Genomic DNA, 17,626 nt, shown 5'->3' with positions numbered 1-17,626 from the left:
AGGTCCCTCCCATAATAGAGGTGACGGGCAGCACGGCGTCTACCCGTCGTTTGAATAAACTGGCTTATTTCCCCTGCTTTTTCTCGTTGACCCAGTAAGTGTCCCATTTTTTCAAAGCATCATCGATCGTCAACTGTCCGAGGAGGACTCCTTGAGCGTCCTGTTGAACGATTTTTCTCCATTCACCGAAGCCTTTATAATCCGTCTCCGGCTTGTATGGGATGTAATGGGCGGTGTCGTTCGCCATATCAATATAAGGCTTATAAGCGCCTTCCTTGAAATATTTATCGACGGATGCACTGTTATGAATCGGGATCACTCCCGCTACTTTCGTGAACACGGCATTTTGCTCTGGGCTGGAAATGAATTCGATCAGCTTCCATGCTTCCTTCGGATGCTTGGAATAGGACGTCACTCCCCAGCCTGCAGCTCCTACCTTATAGTGCGAAGCACCTGAGGGACCTGTCGGCATCGGTGCGGTAGCCCATGTGCCTTCCTTCAGCTTTTGCTTCACCGGATCGATAGTGTCAGGGTCTTGGATGAGCATACCGGTAGCTCCGGAGACAAAGCCCTGCACCTGCTCGGCAAACGCCCAGTTGACGGAATCTTTCGGGGAACCGTCCTTGTATAAGCTCACGTACAGCTGCATCCCTTGCTTAGCTTCCGGGGTGCTGAAAATGGTTGCGCCGCTTTTCAAGAACATCGCATCATCGGTATTCACATTCTTACCGTTGTAGTCGCGCAGCAGATCGACAATATATCCATCCGCACCCGAGCCTCCCCGGAACGAATAACCGAAACGATTGTTAGCTGGGTCGGTCAGCGTTTTGGCGGCTTTGCTCAAATCCTCCCACGTTTTTGGCGGAGTCAGACCTTTTTGATCGAACCAGTCTTTTCGGTAAAACAGCATTTTCTGATAAAGTCCGTAAGGTATGTAATAGGGCTTTTGGTCAATATAGTTGGCCATGGCGAGCGAGTTGGCATTGAGGTCTTTGTAGTTGCTCCAAGAGGATGTGTACGGGGTTAAATCGGCAATCCATTTATTGGTGACGAACTGCTTCACGGTTACGTCGCGTACTTCCAGTACGTCGAGAGCTTCTTTGGCCGCCAGCATGGTGGAAATTTTATTATCTGCGCTTTCTAGTGGAGGAGAGATGAGTTCAACCTTGATGTTGGGATTTGCGGATTCGAAGCTGGCGATCATTTTCTTAATGACATCGGTTCGAGCCGGACTGGTCAAGCTTTCGATCATCTTCAGCGTGACGGTTCCGGAGCTGCTGCCCCCATCCGTCGATCCCTTCGTCTCGCCGCTCGAGCATCCGCTAAATGCGCCCGCCGCCAAAACTGGAATCAATGAAACGGCCAACCATCGTTTTGTCCCCTTCACAATACCAACCTCCACCATGGTTATTTTCTATACAAGACATGAGTCTGTTATAGTCCTCCGCTGCAATACGTGTATTACGGAAGCTCTTACCAATGTGATGTATCACCTGTATACCTGTATGATAGCAAGCTTATAGTTTGCTACCCTCTGTATGTAGGGACGTTAAGGTTTTAAAAAAGGTTCCTATTCATCTCTCATTAACCTATATACCTGTATGACAGGTTAAGGTCTGCTAATTATCCAAATCATAATATGGGGTTTGGACGAAGTCAATATTTTTTTGTTATGTTTCCTAACTCAAATTTATTCATTGTAAGCGTTCTATCGAATTTTGTAGAACCATGATGTAATTATAAATAACATGGACTATACATTACGAATCGATTTCTCCATGCTATTCATCATTTTATTCAATTCCTCACAAGCTTTTGTCGGATTCTGCTCAACTATGGCGTCGAATAAGGTCTGATGAAATGGAAAACTATCGTTAAAAATCTCTTGTCTTCCTAGCGGGGCATTCCAGAACACTGAGAACATCTCCCAGACGGATTCAACCAGACTTTGCAAAATCGGATTGCCTGCGGCTTTATAAATGGCTTGGTGAAACTTCATATCCGCTACCGAGCTGCCTGGTCCTTCCGTTGTTTCGATTTCGTGTAAGTAGTACCGCATTTCCTCGATATCTTCTGCTGTAGAGCGCTGCGCTGCCAGCTGTACCGCAAGCACCTCCAGTGCCCGGCGAACCTCCATCAGCTGCAGAAGGGCGGACTTCTCATCCTCAACTTTTATTTTGGCGGACATCTGATATTGTGCCGCTTCCTTCACATAGATTCCCTTCCCATTAACGACCTCGACCACATCCGTCGCTTCCAAATAGCGGAGCGCTTCTCGTAAAGAAGAACGTCCGACCCCCAGGAGCTTCATAATCGCCTCGGCAGAAGGAAGCTTGTCACCCTGCTTCAGATCCCGCTCCCGGATGAATGTCTTGAGCTCGTCGGCAACCATCTCATGCATCCTCAGCTTGTTAATTTTCTTCATGCTTCGTTCTTCCCTTCCTTCTCCCATTAAACAGCTCATTTTAGTCCATTATAGCAATTATGTTTAGGAAAAGAACCCACCACTTCCTTATTTTGAACCTAACGCAAATTAGCCGCACCTTTTCAACAGATCGATAATACGATGAACTAGGCAACCATGACATTAGCCCAGAAAGGTGTGTCGGAAATGACAGGAAACGTCAGAAACTTTTTTGCAGGCGGCAATACAGCTCACGGCTTCTCGAATCTTTTCGATTCTTCGTTACAAGGACTGGATCGTCTTTATATTTTAAAAGGGGGACCTGGAACGGGGAAATCCAGCTTGATTCGTTTTATCGGAGACCACTTGGTAAACAACGGGCATGATATTCTCTTGATCCATTGCGCCTCGGACAGCGATTCTTTGGATGGACTGATTGTTCCAAGCCTTAAGATCGGTATTGTCGATGGGACGGCACCACATGTCATCGAACCTAAGCTGCCCGGCGCAGTAGAGCAATACGTCAATCTTGGAGAAGCTTGGGATGCATCTGAACTGAACGAGCAAAGGGATACCATTGCCGCTTTGAACGAGCAAATCAAGCAAGCCTACGAACGCGCATACGCTGGATTTGCAGAAGCTCTGCGGATTCATGATGAGTGGGAGGCTGTTTATTTCGATACGATGGATTTTGCGGCAGCCGATGAGCTGACCGAGGAATATAAAGATATTTTGTACGGGGATCTTCAGCTAGAGAAGCAAGGCCGGGTAGATCATCGCTTCCTGGGAGCTGCTACGCCAACAGGAGCGGTCGATTTTGTCCCCAATCTGACGGAAGGCCTGGCCAGACGCTTCTTCCTCAAAGGCCGTCCCGGTTCTGGTAAATCGACCATGCTGAAAAAGCTGGCAGCTGCAGCTATCGAACGCGGATTCGACATTGAAATTTATCATTGCGGATTCGATCCTAACAGCCTCGACATGATCATCGTACGTGAGCTCGGTTTCGCAATATTCGACAGCACCGCGCCGCATGAATATTTCCCGGACCGCGCAGGAGACGATATCGTCGATATGTATCTTCGCTGCATCAAGCCAGGGACGGACGAAGCTAACGCGGAGGTGCTAAGCGAAATTAAGCAGAGGTATACCACTCAAATGAAGCAGTCCACTCAGCATTTGGCTGAAGCCAAATCTCTTCATGACGAGCTGGAGCAAATCTATGTTCAGGCTATGGATTTCCGGGTCGTGGATCGTATTCGCGAGCGTATTTTGCAAGAGATAACTTCATTAACTGTTTTGAGTGATTGATTCTATTTATGTTTTTAGATAGTCAACTTGAAGAGCCTTCCATTTCAATGGTGGCTCTTTTTTCATGGAGACATTTCATTTTTCTGGATAGACTATCCAGTTAGAACCAAGTATAATGACTTCAAATAAGAAACTGTAAAAAAATGTCGAAAGGTATACTATGAAAATCAAATCCATTAGAACCAATGGCTTCAAATCTTTAGGAGATTTTGAGCTTACGTTTCATGACAATCTGAATATTTTTATCGGATCTAATAACGTTGGCAAAAGCAACATCATTAAGGCGCTGAATGCCTTTTTTAATAAAGATAAGCTTGATCCTTCAGATCTGCCTTTATCATTAAATAACTTTCTTTCCAATAGGTTTAGTGAATTTGACTATAGTTACGAAATTGAAATTTGCTTTACAGATTTGCCTGATTCCATTATCAATAATTCTCCAAGTGCCATTTTTGACAATAAGCTTGTGATGAAAGCTCGTTTCATAAATAATGATAAATCTTTTCTTATCAAACGTATAAGTGATAGCTGGGATAAAATACATGAAACTCATTATATTTTTAAAGAACATCTTCCTAGCTTCATCTACCTAGGAGATCTTTCCGATAAGGAAATCAGCGTCCAATCCCTTAATCAATACATTAAGCTACCAAATCTCGAGAGCATTCAGCGCATTGAAACGTTCGCCAATCAGCTTATTAAAGATATTTGGGATCAGCAAATTGCTGTATCCCTCCATATAACCAATCCAGAACAAATGTTGTTTGATGTTACGATCATAGACGAGCATGGGAACAGTAATGCGTTCAGGGATAAAAGCTCCGGGGTCCAGCAGCTAACCTACCTGGTCCTGTTCTTCGCCTACAATCTCATGCTGAATAAATCCGACTACGTCCTCGCTCTTGAAGAACCGGAAACCAATTTGCACGTCGGTATACAGCGCAAATTGTTTAAGTACCTAAAGGCCTTCTCAACACAAATTCAAATATTTTTGACGACTCATTCCCAAATTTTCTTGGACAGAGCAGACCACGAGTGCGTCTTTCACGTCAAACGTAACGTAGACAAAGAAACCATAGTTTCCACAAATGCCGTTCGGAACAACTGGTTCGAATTGAAAAATGATCTAGGCATTCATCTGAGCGATTCCTTGTTTCTCGGACAATATAACCTCGTGGTTGAGGGGCTCTCCGAAAAGATTCTTTTCCCTAGAATCATGGAGCTCTTTTTGAATCGCAATAATGCAAGTTTCCATTTGGACGAGATCAATATATTCAGTGCTGAAGGCGTCAGCAATTCTCATTTCTATGCCAAAGTGATTTCAGAGACCGGCCTGTCGACCTGCGTCATCGTAGATAATGACCAACCAGGAAAGAATGCCCTGGACAAAATCTCTAAAGACAAGAGCCTTACTAACAAAGTGAACATCATTATGTTGGAACGAGAGGGCTTTGATTCTTGCGAGCTTGAAGACATGATGGAGGACGAACTTCTGGTCTCCGCCCTTAACATTGTCCATGAGTCCTCTATTACGGTAGAGGACTTACAAAATGCTAGGAAAAATCCCAATAAAGGCGAAGATGGGCCATTGGATAAATTTTCAGAAGCCTTTAAACGACTGTACCCCGAAACCTCTGTACAAAAAGCGCAGCTAGCAGTGGAAGTAAAAAACTTGCTGACCGATTATAAACATCTCTCCTTGCTGGAGAAGCAGCTGAAAGCAATGTTTTCATGGTTCAAGAGCAGATAAACTGTGACTCAGCCACATAAAGAAGAAGGGAAGCTGACTAATCAGCTTCCCTAATGGCTATTGAGAAATCAATTCCTAATAAAATGCGAAAGGTGGGAGATGGGGGATTCCCCAGAGGAGACAAACGCAATTTTGCAGCATCACTGGTTTCTCTACAAACCCAGGGAGCTGCCAACCAGCTGCCCCTCTTTTATTTCAATGGATAAACAAACTCAATATCAAAACAATAATCAGCCCGACTACGGAGTTCGTTAACTCAAGTAACCCCCACGTCTTAAACGTATCCTTAATCGACAAATTGAAATATTCCTTGAACAGCCAGAACGCCGCGTCGTTCACATGCGTAATCGTATTGCTCGCCGAAGCCGTGGCAAGCACCATAAGCGCTGGGTCCACATGAAAGGTAGGAATGAGAGGTCCCACAATCCCCGCTGCGGTAATCGCCGAAACCGTCCCTGCTCCTGTGGCCAGCCTTAGTATGACCGTTATAATCCACGCCATAATAAATGGCGATATGACTGAATTCTGCATCAGAGCCGCTATATAATTGCCTACACCCGAGTCGGATATGACCTGCTTAAATGCGCCGCCAGAGCCTATGATGAAGATAATCATGGCGACCGATGCGATAGCGTCAGCGAACGAGGTCATAATCTCCGGCATTTTTTTGCCGCGATTTAACCCGAAAGCGAATATCCCGACAATTACGGCGATGAACATACTAATGACCGCACTTCCAAGGAAGTTAATAATGATAAACGCTTCGCTCTTGGGGTCCATTACCAGCTTGAGTATGGTTGCAGCTGTTATAATAATGGCTGGAATAAGCGGTACAAACAAGCTTATCCCGAAGCTGGGCATTTCCTGTTCCGTGAACACTTTAGGCTTTTGCAGCATCGGAGGCGCAGGCTTATCCAAGTTCTTGAGCAGCTTCGGCAAAATAATGCCAGAGCAGATAATCGTTGGAATAGCCACGATAATCCCGTAAATGTATACCATCCCCATATCCGCGTGATAAGCGGCTACGAGTGCTGTGGGACCAGGCTGTGGAGGAAACAGGCTGTGCGCTGTGGTGGCTGCCGCTACCATCGTCATCCCCAAGGGAAGAAAGGCGACCTCCGCTTCAATAGCTATACTGACGACCAGCGGAGCCAGAATGACGAAGGCGACCTCGTAAAACATCGACACTCCAAAAATGAGACCGGACAGCATAATTGCCCACTGTACATTTTGTTTGCCGAATTTATTTAATATGGTCGTGGCTACTCGCTGCGCGGCTCCCGAATCGACCATTAGCTTGCCAATGACTACCCCAAAGCCGATAATCAGTGCCAGACTTCCTAAAGTGCCCCCAAATCCGTTCTGGATGGATAGCACCAGCTTATCCAGCGGCTCCCCCTCCAATATCCCTACTATCACCGACACGATTAGCAGAGCCAGCACGCTGTTTAATTTGAAGGTAATATTTAGGACCAACATCAGAACTACGCCGAGAGCTATCCAAACTAAGGGCAAAGCTTCCACCAGCCAAGTCATCCTGTTTCCTCCTCAAGTTCAAGCCTTATATCCATCCTGCATTTACTTCAATGTCATTTTTCTACTTTTTGGGTAAAACTTACTATTTGCTATTTTGCGACGAGATTCTTCATTTTATGCACCCTCCCCATGTTCCGAGATGGTAGGCTATCCAATGGTTTATAACCCCGCAAGCACACTAAAAAAGCACCGACCACAAGGCCCGTGCTTTCTTCTATATCAGTAGGATAGGAAAAAGTGCGCGATAAGTTGGTGCGCTTATAATTCCAGCAGGTTCGTCTCTTGTATTGGAAGGTCCGCAAGATCAGGAAGCTTGAAGGTCTTAATCTCACACGGACCGAAATGAGCCGTCCATGTGCGTCCAAGCATAGGAAGCTCTATTGTTGTCTCCGCTTCATTGCCGCTCGTCTCGTAGCACCGAAGAAGGTAACCGTCTCCGTCCTCCGCTCTCTTGAACACTGTAGCTATAATTTGATCGGACGACAAGCTGATTCCGCAGCTGCTTTGCGGCAGACTTCCCTTATGATAAGTCTCTACTATATGAACTGGAGGCACGTTCAGCTCGAACGCCTTGCGGGCTACCCCCGCTTCCTGCCACCTACCGGCATGCGGAACTAAAGTGTAGGCGAATTGCTGCTCCCCTTGATCCATATACTCACACAAATCGTCCCGCTCACCATAATGATCGGCGAATATAGCTCCGCGTACGAGAGTCATACGCAGATCGTTCTCCTTGACATCGAAGCTGTATTTACTGTCGTTCAAGAGGGCTAATCCGCAGGTGCATTTTCCAGTTACCTCCCCCTCCGTGGCACTATGGTAAGTTGCAGTTCCGGTCACATCCACCCATTGCTGCCCTGGCTCCTCTTCCCCGTTTACCGGACGCTGCAAAAAGCCGTATGGAATTTCGTACGTCGCTTGTGGCTCATCGACCTTCACCGGAAACGACAGCTTCAGCATTTTGTGCTTTTCGTGCCAATCCAGCTTCACTCTGACTTTGACATCCGCACTGTTCCTATACAGCGTAAAGTCCTGACGCATCGCAGAATGCCCGTAACAACTCGTTATTCTGAGCATAGCCCGTATAGGTCCGTCTTCGATCAGCTTGACCTGCGCATCTGTAAAGCGGCCCAATTCATTGCGGTATTGGAAAATTCCATGTCCCCATGTGTCGCTGTCATGCTCGTCTACGACGATAGGAACCGCACCCCGGCCATCGATTAACTCTACGCCCTCCCGCTTGTCAAACAAGCTTTTGATATAACCGGTATGCGGCTCAATCTCCAATCGAACGTATTCGTTCTCCAAGGAATTAGCCGCAGCCGATAAGCTGCCGGTTGAGACCGCTATCCCCGATGAAGCCGCTACACTATGAGAACCTGCAGCAAATTCCTTATTGCGAAATATCCAATAGACCCTGTAGCCCATAGCAGGAATAGCGCCCATAAACAGCGTATCGTACTTATCATTGCCGTTGGTCCGTGATGCACGGACATGCTGAAGGTCGACAGGACGACCGGATTCATCCGTTATCCCTTTCATGTGCTGTGTCACGACAACCGGTGCCGTCACATCCCATGACAGCGGATTGAACACGACCACCGGAATCCCTTGATCATTTTGTTCCCAGAGCGTCCGATCCTGATTTTTGTCCAAATAAGTAATGCCAGGACGCGACGTATCGATGGCCCATGAAATTTTTTGTACCGCTGCATTAAGTGCAACCGCTCCGACTTGAAGCGCATATCCATACGATTCCCTCGCATCGCCGAACGCTTCCTTGATGCTGCAGCCGCCCATAATATCATGGAACTGGTTGAACATAACGCATTCCCAAGCCTTGCGGAATGACACAGGATCGTATGTATGTCCGAGCAGCCGATAGGCTACTGTCGATATCTTCTCAGCCGTCAACAGTCTATGTTCGGCTCTACGATTGCTCGCCTTCGTCTCCGAATGGGTCGAGTAGCAGCCGCTGGCATGGTGCTGAAGCTCATCGACGAGGATGGGAATAGGTGGTTTCAGCTTCTTCATCCGCTCAAAGTACACATTGGGGGAGCTAAGAATGACTTCCTCCTGTCCGATCTTCTCGCTGACCACACGAATTTCATGCAAGTTGGCAATGGTCGGCCCGCCGCCGTGGTTGCCCACCCCGTAAAAACACATTTGATCGACACACTGCTCCTTGGCAATCTCCATCACATCATAAATCTTGGGCTCCGATGTCCGGAATTCGTGCGTGTTGTAGCCGCGGGGGATGCGGTATGTCATGACCCTGCTGCCGTCTTGGCTCTCCCACCAAAACAAATTGCCAGTCATACTCTTCTCATGCTCTTCTGGACGCATATAGACGTAATAATCCATCCCGCTCAGCTTCAAAATTTGCGGCAGCATCGCGTGATGCCCGAAGGAATCGACGTTATACCCAACCTTGGCGGTTAATCCGAACTTCTCTAGAAAATAGCGCTGCCCGTACAATGAATGGCGAGCGAATGATTCCCCCGAGGGCAGGTTGCAATCCGGCTGGATCCACCAGCCTCCTACTATGACCCATCGCCCTTCGGCAATCCGTGCAGTCATTTCTGCGAACATGGCTGGGTCATTTTCTTCAATCCACTGATAGTAAGCCGCCCCCGCGCAGGTGAACACAAACTCCGGAAACTCATTCATCCGGTCCAGAGCGGAACGAAAGGTCGCCTTTATTTCCGCATAGCCCTCCTGCCACTGCCACAGCCAGACCGGGTCCAAATGGGCATTTCCAATCATGTGCACGGCAGGCACGTATGTCTCACCACTCTCATTTGAAGACAGGTGCTGGTGCTGCTCGATCGTTTTCATCCAATCGCTCCTTTAATGGCCATCTTCCTATATTGATAATGCCGATCTACAAGCGATAGTCTTCGTCGGCAAAATAAGTACATGATTGGGCTATAACCCGGTCGGAACGAAGGATTCCGGTTTCTTCCCGTGAAAGGACTCACGATATTGCCCCGGTGTCATTCCTTCCATTTTGCGAAAATACCGGATAAAATTTTGTGGCTTGTTGTACATGAGCTTCTCGGAAATTTCCGTTATCGTCATCGTCGTGCCGGTCAGTAAGCTTTTGGCAATATGCAACCGGTATCTGGATACATAGTCGCCGAAGGCAAAGCCCGTCTCTTTACGGAACACACGGCCTACATACTCCGGATGATAATTCAATCGGGCCCCGCACAGCTCTAGTGTCAAAGGCTTGTCGTATTCATGGTGAATGATATCCAGGACTTGATCGGATATTTTGGCATAGAGCACATCGCTGCGCTTCTCTATAAAGCTAATCATCGGCTTAATAACGGACGAGTGCAGCCAATTGACCATTTGAGGCGTCGATTTCAGCATCATCAGCTCATTCACTAAGGAGTTATCGTTCTTAACGATATCGTGCATATGCCCTCCCAGCTCCTGATACAGCCGCATAAGCTCAGTCAAAAGCCGCAGTAAATATAGCTGGAATTCCTGCTGGCTGATCTGCCTGCCGGTGATGACTCTCATGAACTCATCGAGCAGTTGAACTGATTTCCCTTCATCCATCAGCTTGATGTGATCCAGCATTTCACTCACGATTTGCTGCGGAAAAGTAATAGGGTCCGCCATGAATTGATGGTACATATCTTCAATAAAAAGAATCGACTCATCCCCAAGGCGCATGCCGTACGCTAGCGCTTCTTTGGCCTCCACCAAGGCGCGAGGGGCATTCAGCGGGTCCGTAAAAGCACGGCTGATACCGATGCTTATCGGAAGCTTCAAATATTGCCTTACCGCTTCCTGGATCCTCTTAGCGAGTTCATAGGTGCGCTCTTTCGTTACTTCCGGCTGCTCCGTATCGCCTCCTGCAACAGTGACCTGAAACTCATGGATGACGACAGGCGGCAAACGCGTTGGCTCAGGAATGAGCTCACCGACCATGTTATTGATGGCAAACAGAAGCAAATCCCTGTCCATCTCCGTGTATTTACTGCCTTCAAGGGTATCGATTCGGACACAAACGACCCGCATCCACTGCAAGGAAGCCAGCTCCCGTGAACGGATCCGTTCCCTCATTTCGTTCATGCCGACAGCTCCCTGAAGTAATTTATGCATGAAAAATTCCCGGAGCTGTCCGCTCATACGTTCCTGATCTCCTAGCAGGACGTGCAATTTTTTCTCGATCCAATATAATTCATCGCTCTGCGGTGATAAGCTCGCCATCTCTGGAGATCTCAAGACAATATCGTACAGCTTGCGAATAGGGCGGTACAGCTTGCGAGAGCCTTGAAATGACAGGAGCATAATCAATGCAAGAAGGCCTAGGCACATAGCGGCTGTGACCCAACCGATCGCCCTCGATTCCTTGGTTATATCCTCAATATGGACCTTCGTGACATACATCCAACCGTTATAGTTGGATTTGCTGTATGTAATTCCGTAGGGCTCGTTATCGATTTCCATCTGGAACTGGTCGCCATCAAGCTGATCCTGGTCAATCCGTACCACGAAGGGAGTACCGGATAAGTTCACCCCTATTTGATTTCGATCCCCCGAAGCGATTACCCGATATTGATCGTCCAGCACATAAAAATCCCCCGGCTCACTCCGTTGAGGCAGCATTTTATTCAGTTCTGCTGTTGGCAATGAGGCGATTAATAAGCCGAGAGGGGTTATCGAGTGGATCGGAATTTTTTTGACGAGCATCATGTTCCATTCAATCGGACTTCCGGTTTGAACCAAAGGCGATTTGTACATTGTCCAAAAAGAAGCTTTCTGAACACCGGCATATTCTTGAATAACGGTGGACAGCTTGTGCTGCTCCGCTGCCTTTTTTCCGCTTCCATCCAGAATCCAGTCCTGTCCCAGGTTCGCCAAATACACCTCGGATAAACCGAACTCATACGTTTGCAGCCGGTATAACGATTGAATCAATTCTTCGTACAAGACGTAGTTATCTTTGTCCAGCTTCTTATCCATAGCTGAATTGACCGCAGCAGAGCTAATAAACTGAGTCTGGGTATTATCGATTAATTTCAGCTTTTGTTCAAAGCGGAGCCGGGTTTGTTCCACCATTTCCGTGTTATTTCGTTTGGCCTTATCGAGCAGCAGTTCCGAAGATTTCGCATAAGAAAAGTATCCCAGCGCAATGACCGGCAGGACCCCTATGCAAATACAAAAAAGAAACAGCTTCTTGAAATAATTGATTCGGTGGTTTTTCATAAGGTCCCCCCGCGCCGCAATATCTATCATCTCCGAGCAATTCCTTGTCTTGATTATATATCAAATCATGTCGCAGCTGATTCAAAATGTGAGCGTTTACGAGATTTAATCACAGTCAGCGAAAAAGCTTATCAGTATCCGTATTTCTTATTCCAATGTACCGGGCTCATTGTGGTTCAGTCTATAATCAGAAGCCAACCTTTTTGCAGTAGGATGCTGTAGAAAGCCCAAAAAGGACAGCTGCTGCGCTGCCCTTTCCATATTCCATCTTGATTAGTAAGTGAACTTTTGAATCAGTGCCTTCAGCTCCTCCGACAAAGACGCCAGATTTTGTGCCGAGGCCGAAATTTCTTCCATAGACGCCAGCTGCTCTTCAGCAGACGCCGCTACTTCCTCTGAGGTCGCCGCATTCCCTCTGGCTATAAGGGCAAGCTCATTCGCAACAGCCGTTACCTCTTGAACGCCGGCAGAAATCTGCTCCGTTATGGCAGATACTTCATCAATGTGAGGCGCTGTTTTTCTCATACTGCTCAATATTTGTTCAAATTTGTAGATAGCCTCGTTGGACACTTTTAATCCGCCCTCAACATCCCGCGCTGCTTTTTCCGTCGTCTCGACTGATTCCTTCGTCTCCCGTTGAATTTCCTCAATCAAATCCGATATCCGGGCAGCCGAATCTTGGGATTGCTCCGCTAATTTGCGTACCTCATTGGCTACTACTGCAAAGCCTTTACCATGTTCACCTGCACGAGCCGCTTCGATAGCAGCATTTAAGGCAAGCAGATTCGTTTGCCTGGCGATACCGCTGATCACATCGGAGATTGTGTTAATTTCTTTTGAGCGGTCATAGAGCGATCGGATCATTCGATCTGACTTCTGCACAGATTCGTGGATCGAATACATTTGCTCCACGACTTGCGTAACAGACTCTTCACCTTCCTCGGCCTGCATGGTCGTATGCTTAGAGAGATCGGACAATACGGTAACACTGTCTACGATTCGACCAACCCCAGTAGCAATTTCTTGCAAGGCCTGCGCATTATGATCAACACTGTCCATCTGCTTCTCGGCACTGCTGGCGACTTCCTGCACGGCCGAGGTCACTTGCTCCGTTACTGCACTGGTCTGCTGAGCACTTGCAGTAAGCTGCTCCGAGGAAGCGGCAACCAATTCCGATCGAGCCTCTACATCTTGAATTAATGAACGAAGATGCGCCTGCATCTCAATAAAGGCACGACCGAGATCACCGATCTCATCATTAGATTGAATATGAATTGTCTCCGTTAGTATCCCGTCACTAACTCTTGCCGCATGCCCTTTTAAATCTTGAATCGGCTTGATGATCGCTCTCAGGATGAAATATATCGAGCATCCCCCAATTAGCAAGCAAACAATGATCGTCCAAAGGGTAATATTATATATCGGACTAGCGGATTGAAGCACTTCCGACGAGTCCATCACCCCGACGATCTTCCATCCTACGAGCTCATTGGTCGTATAATACAGTTTCTTGTCCTTATCCTCAAGTTCGGCCTCGAATTGTCCCGAATTCTCTTGATACAAACGATCGTATGCGGAATCTTTCGCCGGTTCTCCCGATTTCATGGACGGGTGGACAATGTACTTTTTGGATTTGTCCAATATCGTCACGTGGCCTTCCTTACCTATGGTAACGGACCCGGCCAGCTTTTTAATCTGCTCGATGCTCAGGGTAACAGCCACAACGCCGGAGCTGTCCTCCGTGGCCTTGGCGACCGTCACAATAATCTCGCCTGTCACAGCGGAAATATAAGGCTCTGTAATAATCGCTTTCCCCTTATTCGCCATGGCATCCTTGTACCAATCTCTTGTTCGGGGATCAAAATCCGCCTTTACCTCCTGCTGAGGCATTCGAACGTACAAACCGGTTTGCGTGCCAAGGCTCAAACTGGATACTTCAGCATGCATCCCCAAATACGTATCAAAGCTTTGCCGTATCGCTGGACTATCTTCTCCTTTGTACATTGTCGCGTTGGTTTGCTTAGAGAAATAATCCGCATCGTTCATTTTCGGTTGAATAAAGCTGTTGATGATAGAATCGACCAACTGAACATTATCGCTAGCGCTATCCACGATCTGCTTCTCGATCTCGTGCTTCGCTTGATTATAGGCTAAAATACCTAGAATTAATGATGGAACGATTAAAATCAGCAAGAACGTTGCTATCAGCTTAGTTTTAAAATTTCTTCTGAATATCCTCTGGAGCTTGCCTTTCAATTTACATCATCCTCTCTCGTGGTGTGGGTTTTCGGCTTTTTTTTGATCTTAAGAACTCGGTCTCCTGCCTCCATTTTTTAAAAGGATACCGCTAAAATTTAACGATGTATCATCCAGCGCACAGAATGCAAGAATGAGTCTACAGACCTATATCGGTTTCGGAAGCGCAATCATTTACACGCTAGAGGAAATATATATTTTTTTTTATTCATGATGCTGTCGAACTCATAAAACCTGCATAATTTTTCCAAAACAAAAGGAGCCTGTCCGCTTCAACGCGTTCAGACTCCCTGTTATAAGTTAAAGAATTATTTTTTCCGGCTGGCATTTAATTCGTATTTATTCCGATGAAATTCTTTGACCATATCCTTTAGAAAAATCGTTTCTTGCTCACTTAAGCCATGCTGATTATTTTTATTGACCAAATTCCCAATATGACGTTTTAAAATCTCGCTCCGTCGTCCCAGCAGCTCCTCATGATTCAACTTTAGTCAGCTCCCTGATTGTTATGTTTTCGCTATTTGTTTCTATTAAGTATATCAAACCGGTTTTGTCGTGAAAAACTGCATATGGGTACCCTAAGCCGGAAATTCCCCTATTTCCACGAAAAAGCTGGGGACAAAACGCTCTAGACGAAAACTTCCTGCCCTATCCTCACCCTTATTAATTTCTTCACCGCTTTAACGCGACTTTTCAGATTGAATATAAAAAAAGACGCCCTTGGACGTCTTTTTCTCAAGTAGTATAACGGTTGTCTACCAGCCTAAATTTAATGTTTTTCCTGTTTCAGCCAACGTTTTGATGTTGCTCAGGATCATCCACCAGCTATTGGTCGTATTCGAGATCGACGGGTGGTTCTCGCTCCATTGATCATTGACTAATGTCAGCTTCGTGCATTCTCCAACCGTTTCCAGCGTCATTGTAATTCTCGACTCCAACTCCGCATGATTAGGATAGTAGGACGGACCTGGGTGCTCGAGACAGCTTAACAGACGGTTCGGTTCATACGCCAATATAGTGCCGTACACATGTACGGTCTCATCCCCGTCATTACCTGGCCCTACGTATTGGAAAGGTTCTCCCACTTGAAAAGTCGACTGCAGCTCACTGCCGAAAAAAATCTTTCGTGTTCCTTCCGGCGTCACGAGGATATCCCAGACTTGCTCAGGTGTAGCACCAATATAAAATTCATATTTCAGTTCCATCATCCCACTCCTTTATTCCAAGTAATATGCTTTAATATAACTATAGCTTGTCCCGTCACCCAAGTATTGTAAAAACGCGACATGGGATACCTTCATTCTGCAGGCCTAACATGAACAGGAGGAGCATTCATGACTCAACACAGTACTAAGCCCAGTATGGGCATTCTGAATTTAGATCAAGCCAAATATCATCTCAATCGATACACCCCTTCTGAAGATATCGGCTTCTTCATCAAGCACTTCTGGATCGTCAGCTGGGATTTAAGAGGACAAGAGCCGTATTTGCAGAGTATAGTTCCAAATCCTTGCGTCAATCTTATCTTCGAGCCTGGCAAATCAGCCGTCTACGGAGCCGCGAAACAAACTTACTCTATTCTCCTGCAAGAAAAGGGATGCGTGGTAGGCGCCAAATTCAAGCCCGGCGGTTTTTATCCATTCCTTCAACAACCGGTTTCCGAGCTGCTCCAGCGTCCTATGGAAATTCATGACCTATTGGGGATTGAGGCTGAGGCGGCAGAAGAGCTGATCTTATCCCAAACCGAAGAAACGAGGATGGTTGAGCTTGCCGAAAGCCTGATTCGCCCGAAGCTGCCCGAACAGGATGATAATATCGTCCTGATTAATCAAATCATCGACCGGATTGCAGAGGACCGTGAGATCACCAAGGTGGACCAAGTATCGGAATGCTTCTCCATAAACAAAAGAAAGCTGCAGCGATTGTTCGAGCAATACGTTGGTCTTAGCCCCAAAACCGTTATCAAGCTGTATAGGCTCCAAAACGCAGCGGAGGCTATGGATAGAGGCCATCAACTGGATCTGCTGGAGCTATCTCTGAAGCTCGGATACTACGATCAGTCCCATTTTATCAAGGACTTCAAAGCTACAGTTGGTAAAACACCTGAAGCCTATACAAAACAAGCTTAAAATTCGCATTTTCCTATAGGCTTAAATAGTTATATAATTTAAGTATGCCAATAAAGGAGATGACTTATTGTATGGGTGAGCAAACACGTATCGGCAAAACGGATTTATATGTAAACCGTATTGGGCTTGGAGCCAACGCTGTTGGTGGGCATAATCTGTTCCCTCATTTGAATGACGAAACCGGCAAAGAAGTGGTCCGAACGGCTTTAGCACATGGCATAAATTTCATTGACACGGCATTTATTTATGGCCCGGAACGATCCGAGCAGTTGATAGGCGAGGTATTGAAAGAAACCGGAAAGCGCCAGGAAACCGTTATTGCAACGAAAGCCGCACATAAGTTTGTCGACGGCAAGATTGAGATCGATAATTCTCCTGCATTTTTAATAGAGTCGGTAAATGCTAGTTTACAGCGTTTGCAGACCGATTATATCGATTTATTTTATATTCATTTCCCGGATAAAACGACACCGAAGGATGAAGCTGTCAGGGCATTACAGCAGCTCAAGGCCGAAGGTAAAATCCGCGCTATCGGCGTTTCGAACTTTTCCATCGAACAGCTTACCGAAGCTAACGCAGGCGGACAAGTCGATGTACTTCAATCCGAATACAATCTGTTCCGACGGGGTGTAGAGGAAGCTATTCTGCCGTACACCGCAGAGCATCAAATTTCCTTCGTCCCTTACTTCCCTCTAGCCTCCGGCCTGTTAGGCGGCAGATATACCAAAGATTCGACATTTGAAGACGGTCGTTCCAGAAACCCACTATTCCAAGGCGAAGCCTACATCCGCAATCTGGACAAGGTGGAACAAGTCCGCAAAATCGCCAACGAGAAGCAGGCGGAAGTCGCCCATGTCGTACTCGCATGGTATTTAACCCGACCTTCCATCGACGTGCTCATTCCAGGAGCCAAGCGTCCGGAGCAGGTCATCAATAATTTGAAAGCATTAGAAGTACAGCTGACGCAAGAGGAGATTGAGAAGATCGATCTTATTTTCAAAGACTAGATCTACATAT

General features: G+C 46.7%; 12 protein-coding genes. 4 read left to right on the top strand and 8 right to left on the bottom strand.

The features are described 5' to 3' along the window. Window positions 1-64 precede the first annotated feature (64 nt). Window positions 65-1,387 carry an ABC transporter substrate-binding protein gene (locus BP97_RS0110445; protein WP_231506267.1) on the bottom strand — a complete coding sequence of 441 codons (1,323 nt, stop codon included), beginning with the start codon at window positions 1,385-1,387 and terminating at the stop codon, window positions 65-67. A gap of 366 nt (window positions 1,388-1,753) precedes the next feature. Then, window positions 1,754-2,425 carry a FadR/GntR family transcriptional regulator gene (locus tag BP97_RS0110440; RefSeq protein ID WP_028549049.1) on the bottom strand — a complete coding sequence of 224 codons (672 nt, stop codon included), beginning with the start codon at window positions 2,423-2,425 and terminating at the stop codon, window positions 1,754-1,756. Between the two features lie 186 nt (window positions 2,426-2,611). On the opposite strand from BP97_RS0110440, the gene BP97_RS0110435 reads away from it, so the two are divergent. Both BP97_RS0110435 and BP97_RS0110430 read left to right on the top strand, forming a co-directional pair. Further along, window positions 2,612-3,712 carry a PRK06851 family protein gene (locus BP97_RS0110435; RefSeq protein ID WP_028549048.1) on the top strand — a complete coding sequence of 367 codons (1,101 nt, stop codon included), beginning with the start codon at window positions 2,612-2,614 and terminating at the stop codon, window positions 3,710-3,712. A gap of 160 nt (window positions 3,713-3,872) precedes the next feature. Beyond that, complete coding sequence (locus BP97_RS0110430) at window positions 3,873-5,462, top strand: ATP-dependent nuclease (protein WP_028549047.1); 1,590 nt, start codon at window positions 3,873-3,875, stop codon at window positions 5,460-5,462. Between the two features lie 195 nt (window positions 5,463-5,657). Here BP97_RS0110430 and BP97_RS0110420 read toward each other — a convergent pair whose 3' ends face one another. The 6 genes from BP97_RS0110420 to BP97_RS0110395 form a co-directional block, all read right to left on the bottom strand. After that, a complete protein-coding gene (locus BP97_RS0110420; protein WP_036745694.1) occupies window positions 5,658-6,998 on the bottom strand; it encodes a gluconate:H+ symporter in 1,341 nt (446 codons plus the stop codon). A gap of 258 nt (window positions 6,999-7,256) precedes the next feature. Continuing rightward, entirely contained in the window at window positions 7,257-9,836 is a 2,580-nt protein-coding gene (locus tag BP97_RS0110415) for an alpha-mannosidase (protein WP_051620492.1), read from the bottom strand. A 90-nt stretch (window positions 9,837-9,926) separates the two neighbouring features. Then, complete coding sequence (locus BP97_RS0110410) at window positions 9,927-12,224, bottom strand: helix-turn-helix domain-containing protein (RefSeq protein ID WP_028549044.1); 2,298 nt, start codon at window positions 12,222-12,224, stop codon at window positions 9,927-9,929. A gap of 273 nt (window positions 12,225-12,497) precedes the next feature. Further along, a complete protein-coding gene (locus tag BP97_RS0110405) occupies window positions 12,498-14,480 on the bottom strand; it encodes a methyl-accepting chemotaxis protein (protein ID WP_028549043.1) in 1,983 nt (660 codons plus the stop codon). A 308-nt stretch (window positions 14,481-14,788) separates the two neighbouring features. After that, the gene (locus tag BP97_RS40660) at window positions 14,789-14,965 is read right to left on the bottom strand and encodes a hypothetical protein (RefSeq protein ID WP_197035443.1); all 177 of its coding nucleotides are present in this window, start codon (window positions 14,963-14,965) and stop codon (window positions 14,789-14,791) included. A gap of 270 nt (window positions 14,966-15,235) precedes the next feature. Next, window positions 15,236-15,685 carry an SRPBCC family protein gene (locus BP97_RS0110395; protein ID WP_028549042.1) on the bottom strand — a complete coding sequence of 150 codons (450 nt, stop codon included), beginning with the start codon at window positions 15,683-15,685 and terminating at the stop codon, window positions 15,236-15,238. A 129-nt stretch (window positions 15,686-15,814) separates the two neighbouring features. Between BP97_RS0110395 and BP97_RS0110390 the strand changes: the two genes are divergently transcribed. After that, a complete protein-coding gene (locus BP97_RS0110390) occupies window positions 15,815-16,609 on the top strand; it encodes a helix-turn-helix domain-containing protein (RefSeq protein WP_028549041.1) in 795 nt (264 codons plus the stop codon). A 71-nt stretch (window positions 16,610-16,680) separates the two neighbouring features. After that, window positions 16,681-17,616, top strand: coding sequence for an aldo/keto reductase (locus BP97_RS0110385; RefSeq protein ID WP_028549040.1), 936 nt, complete (start codon window positions 16,681-16,683; stop codon window positions 17,614-17,616). The last annotated feature ends 10 nt before the right edge of the window (window positions 17,617-17,626 follow it).

This window comes from Paenibacillus sp. UNC451MF, assembly GCF_000686845.1.
Classification (GTDB): domain Bacteria; phylum Bacillota; class Bacilli; order Paenibacillales; family NBRC-103111; genus Paenibacillus_S.
This window is presented reverse-complemented; position numbering and strand designations above follow the sequence as displayed.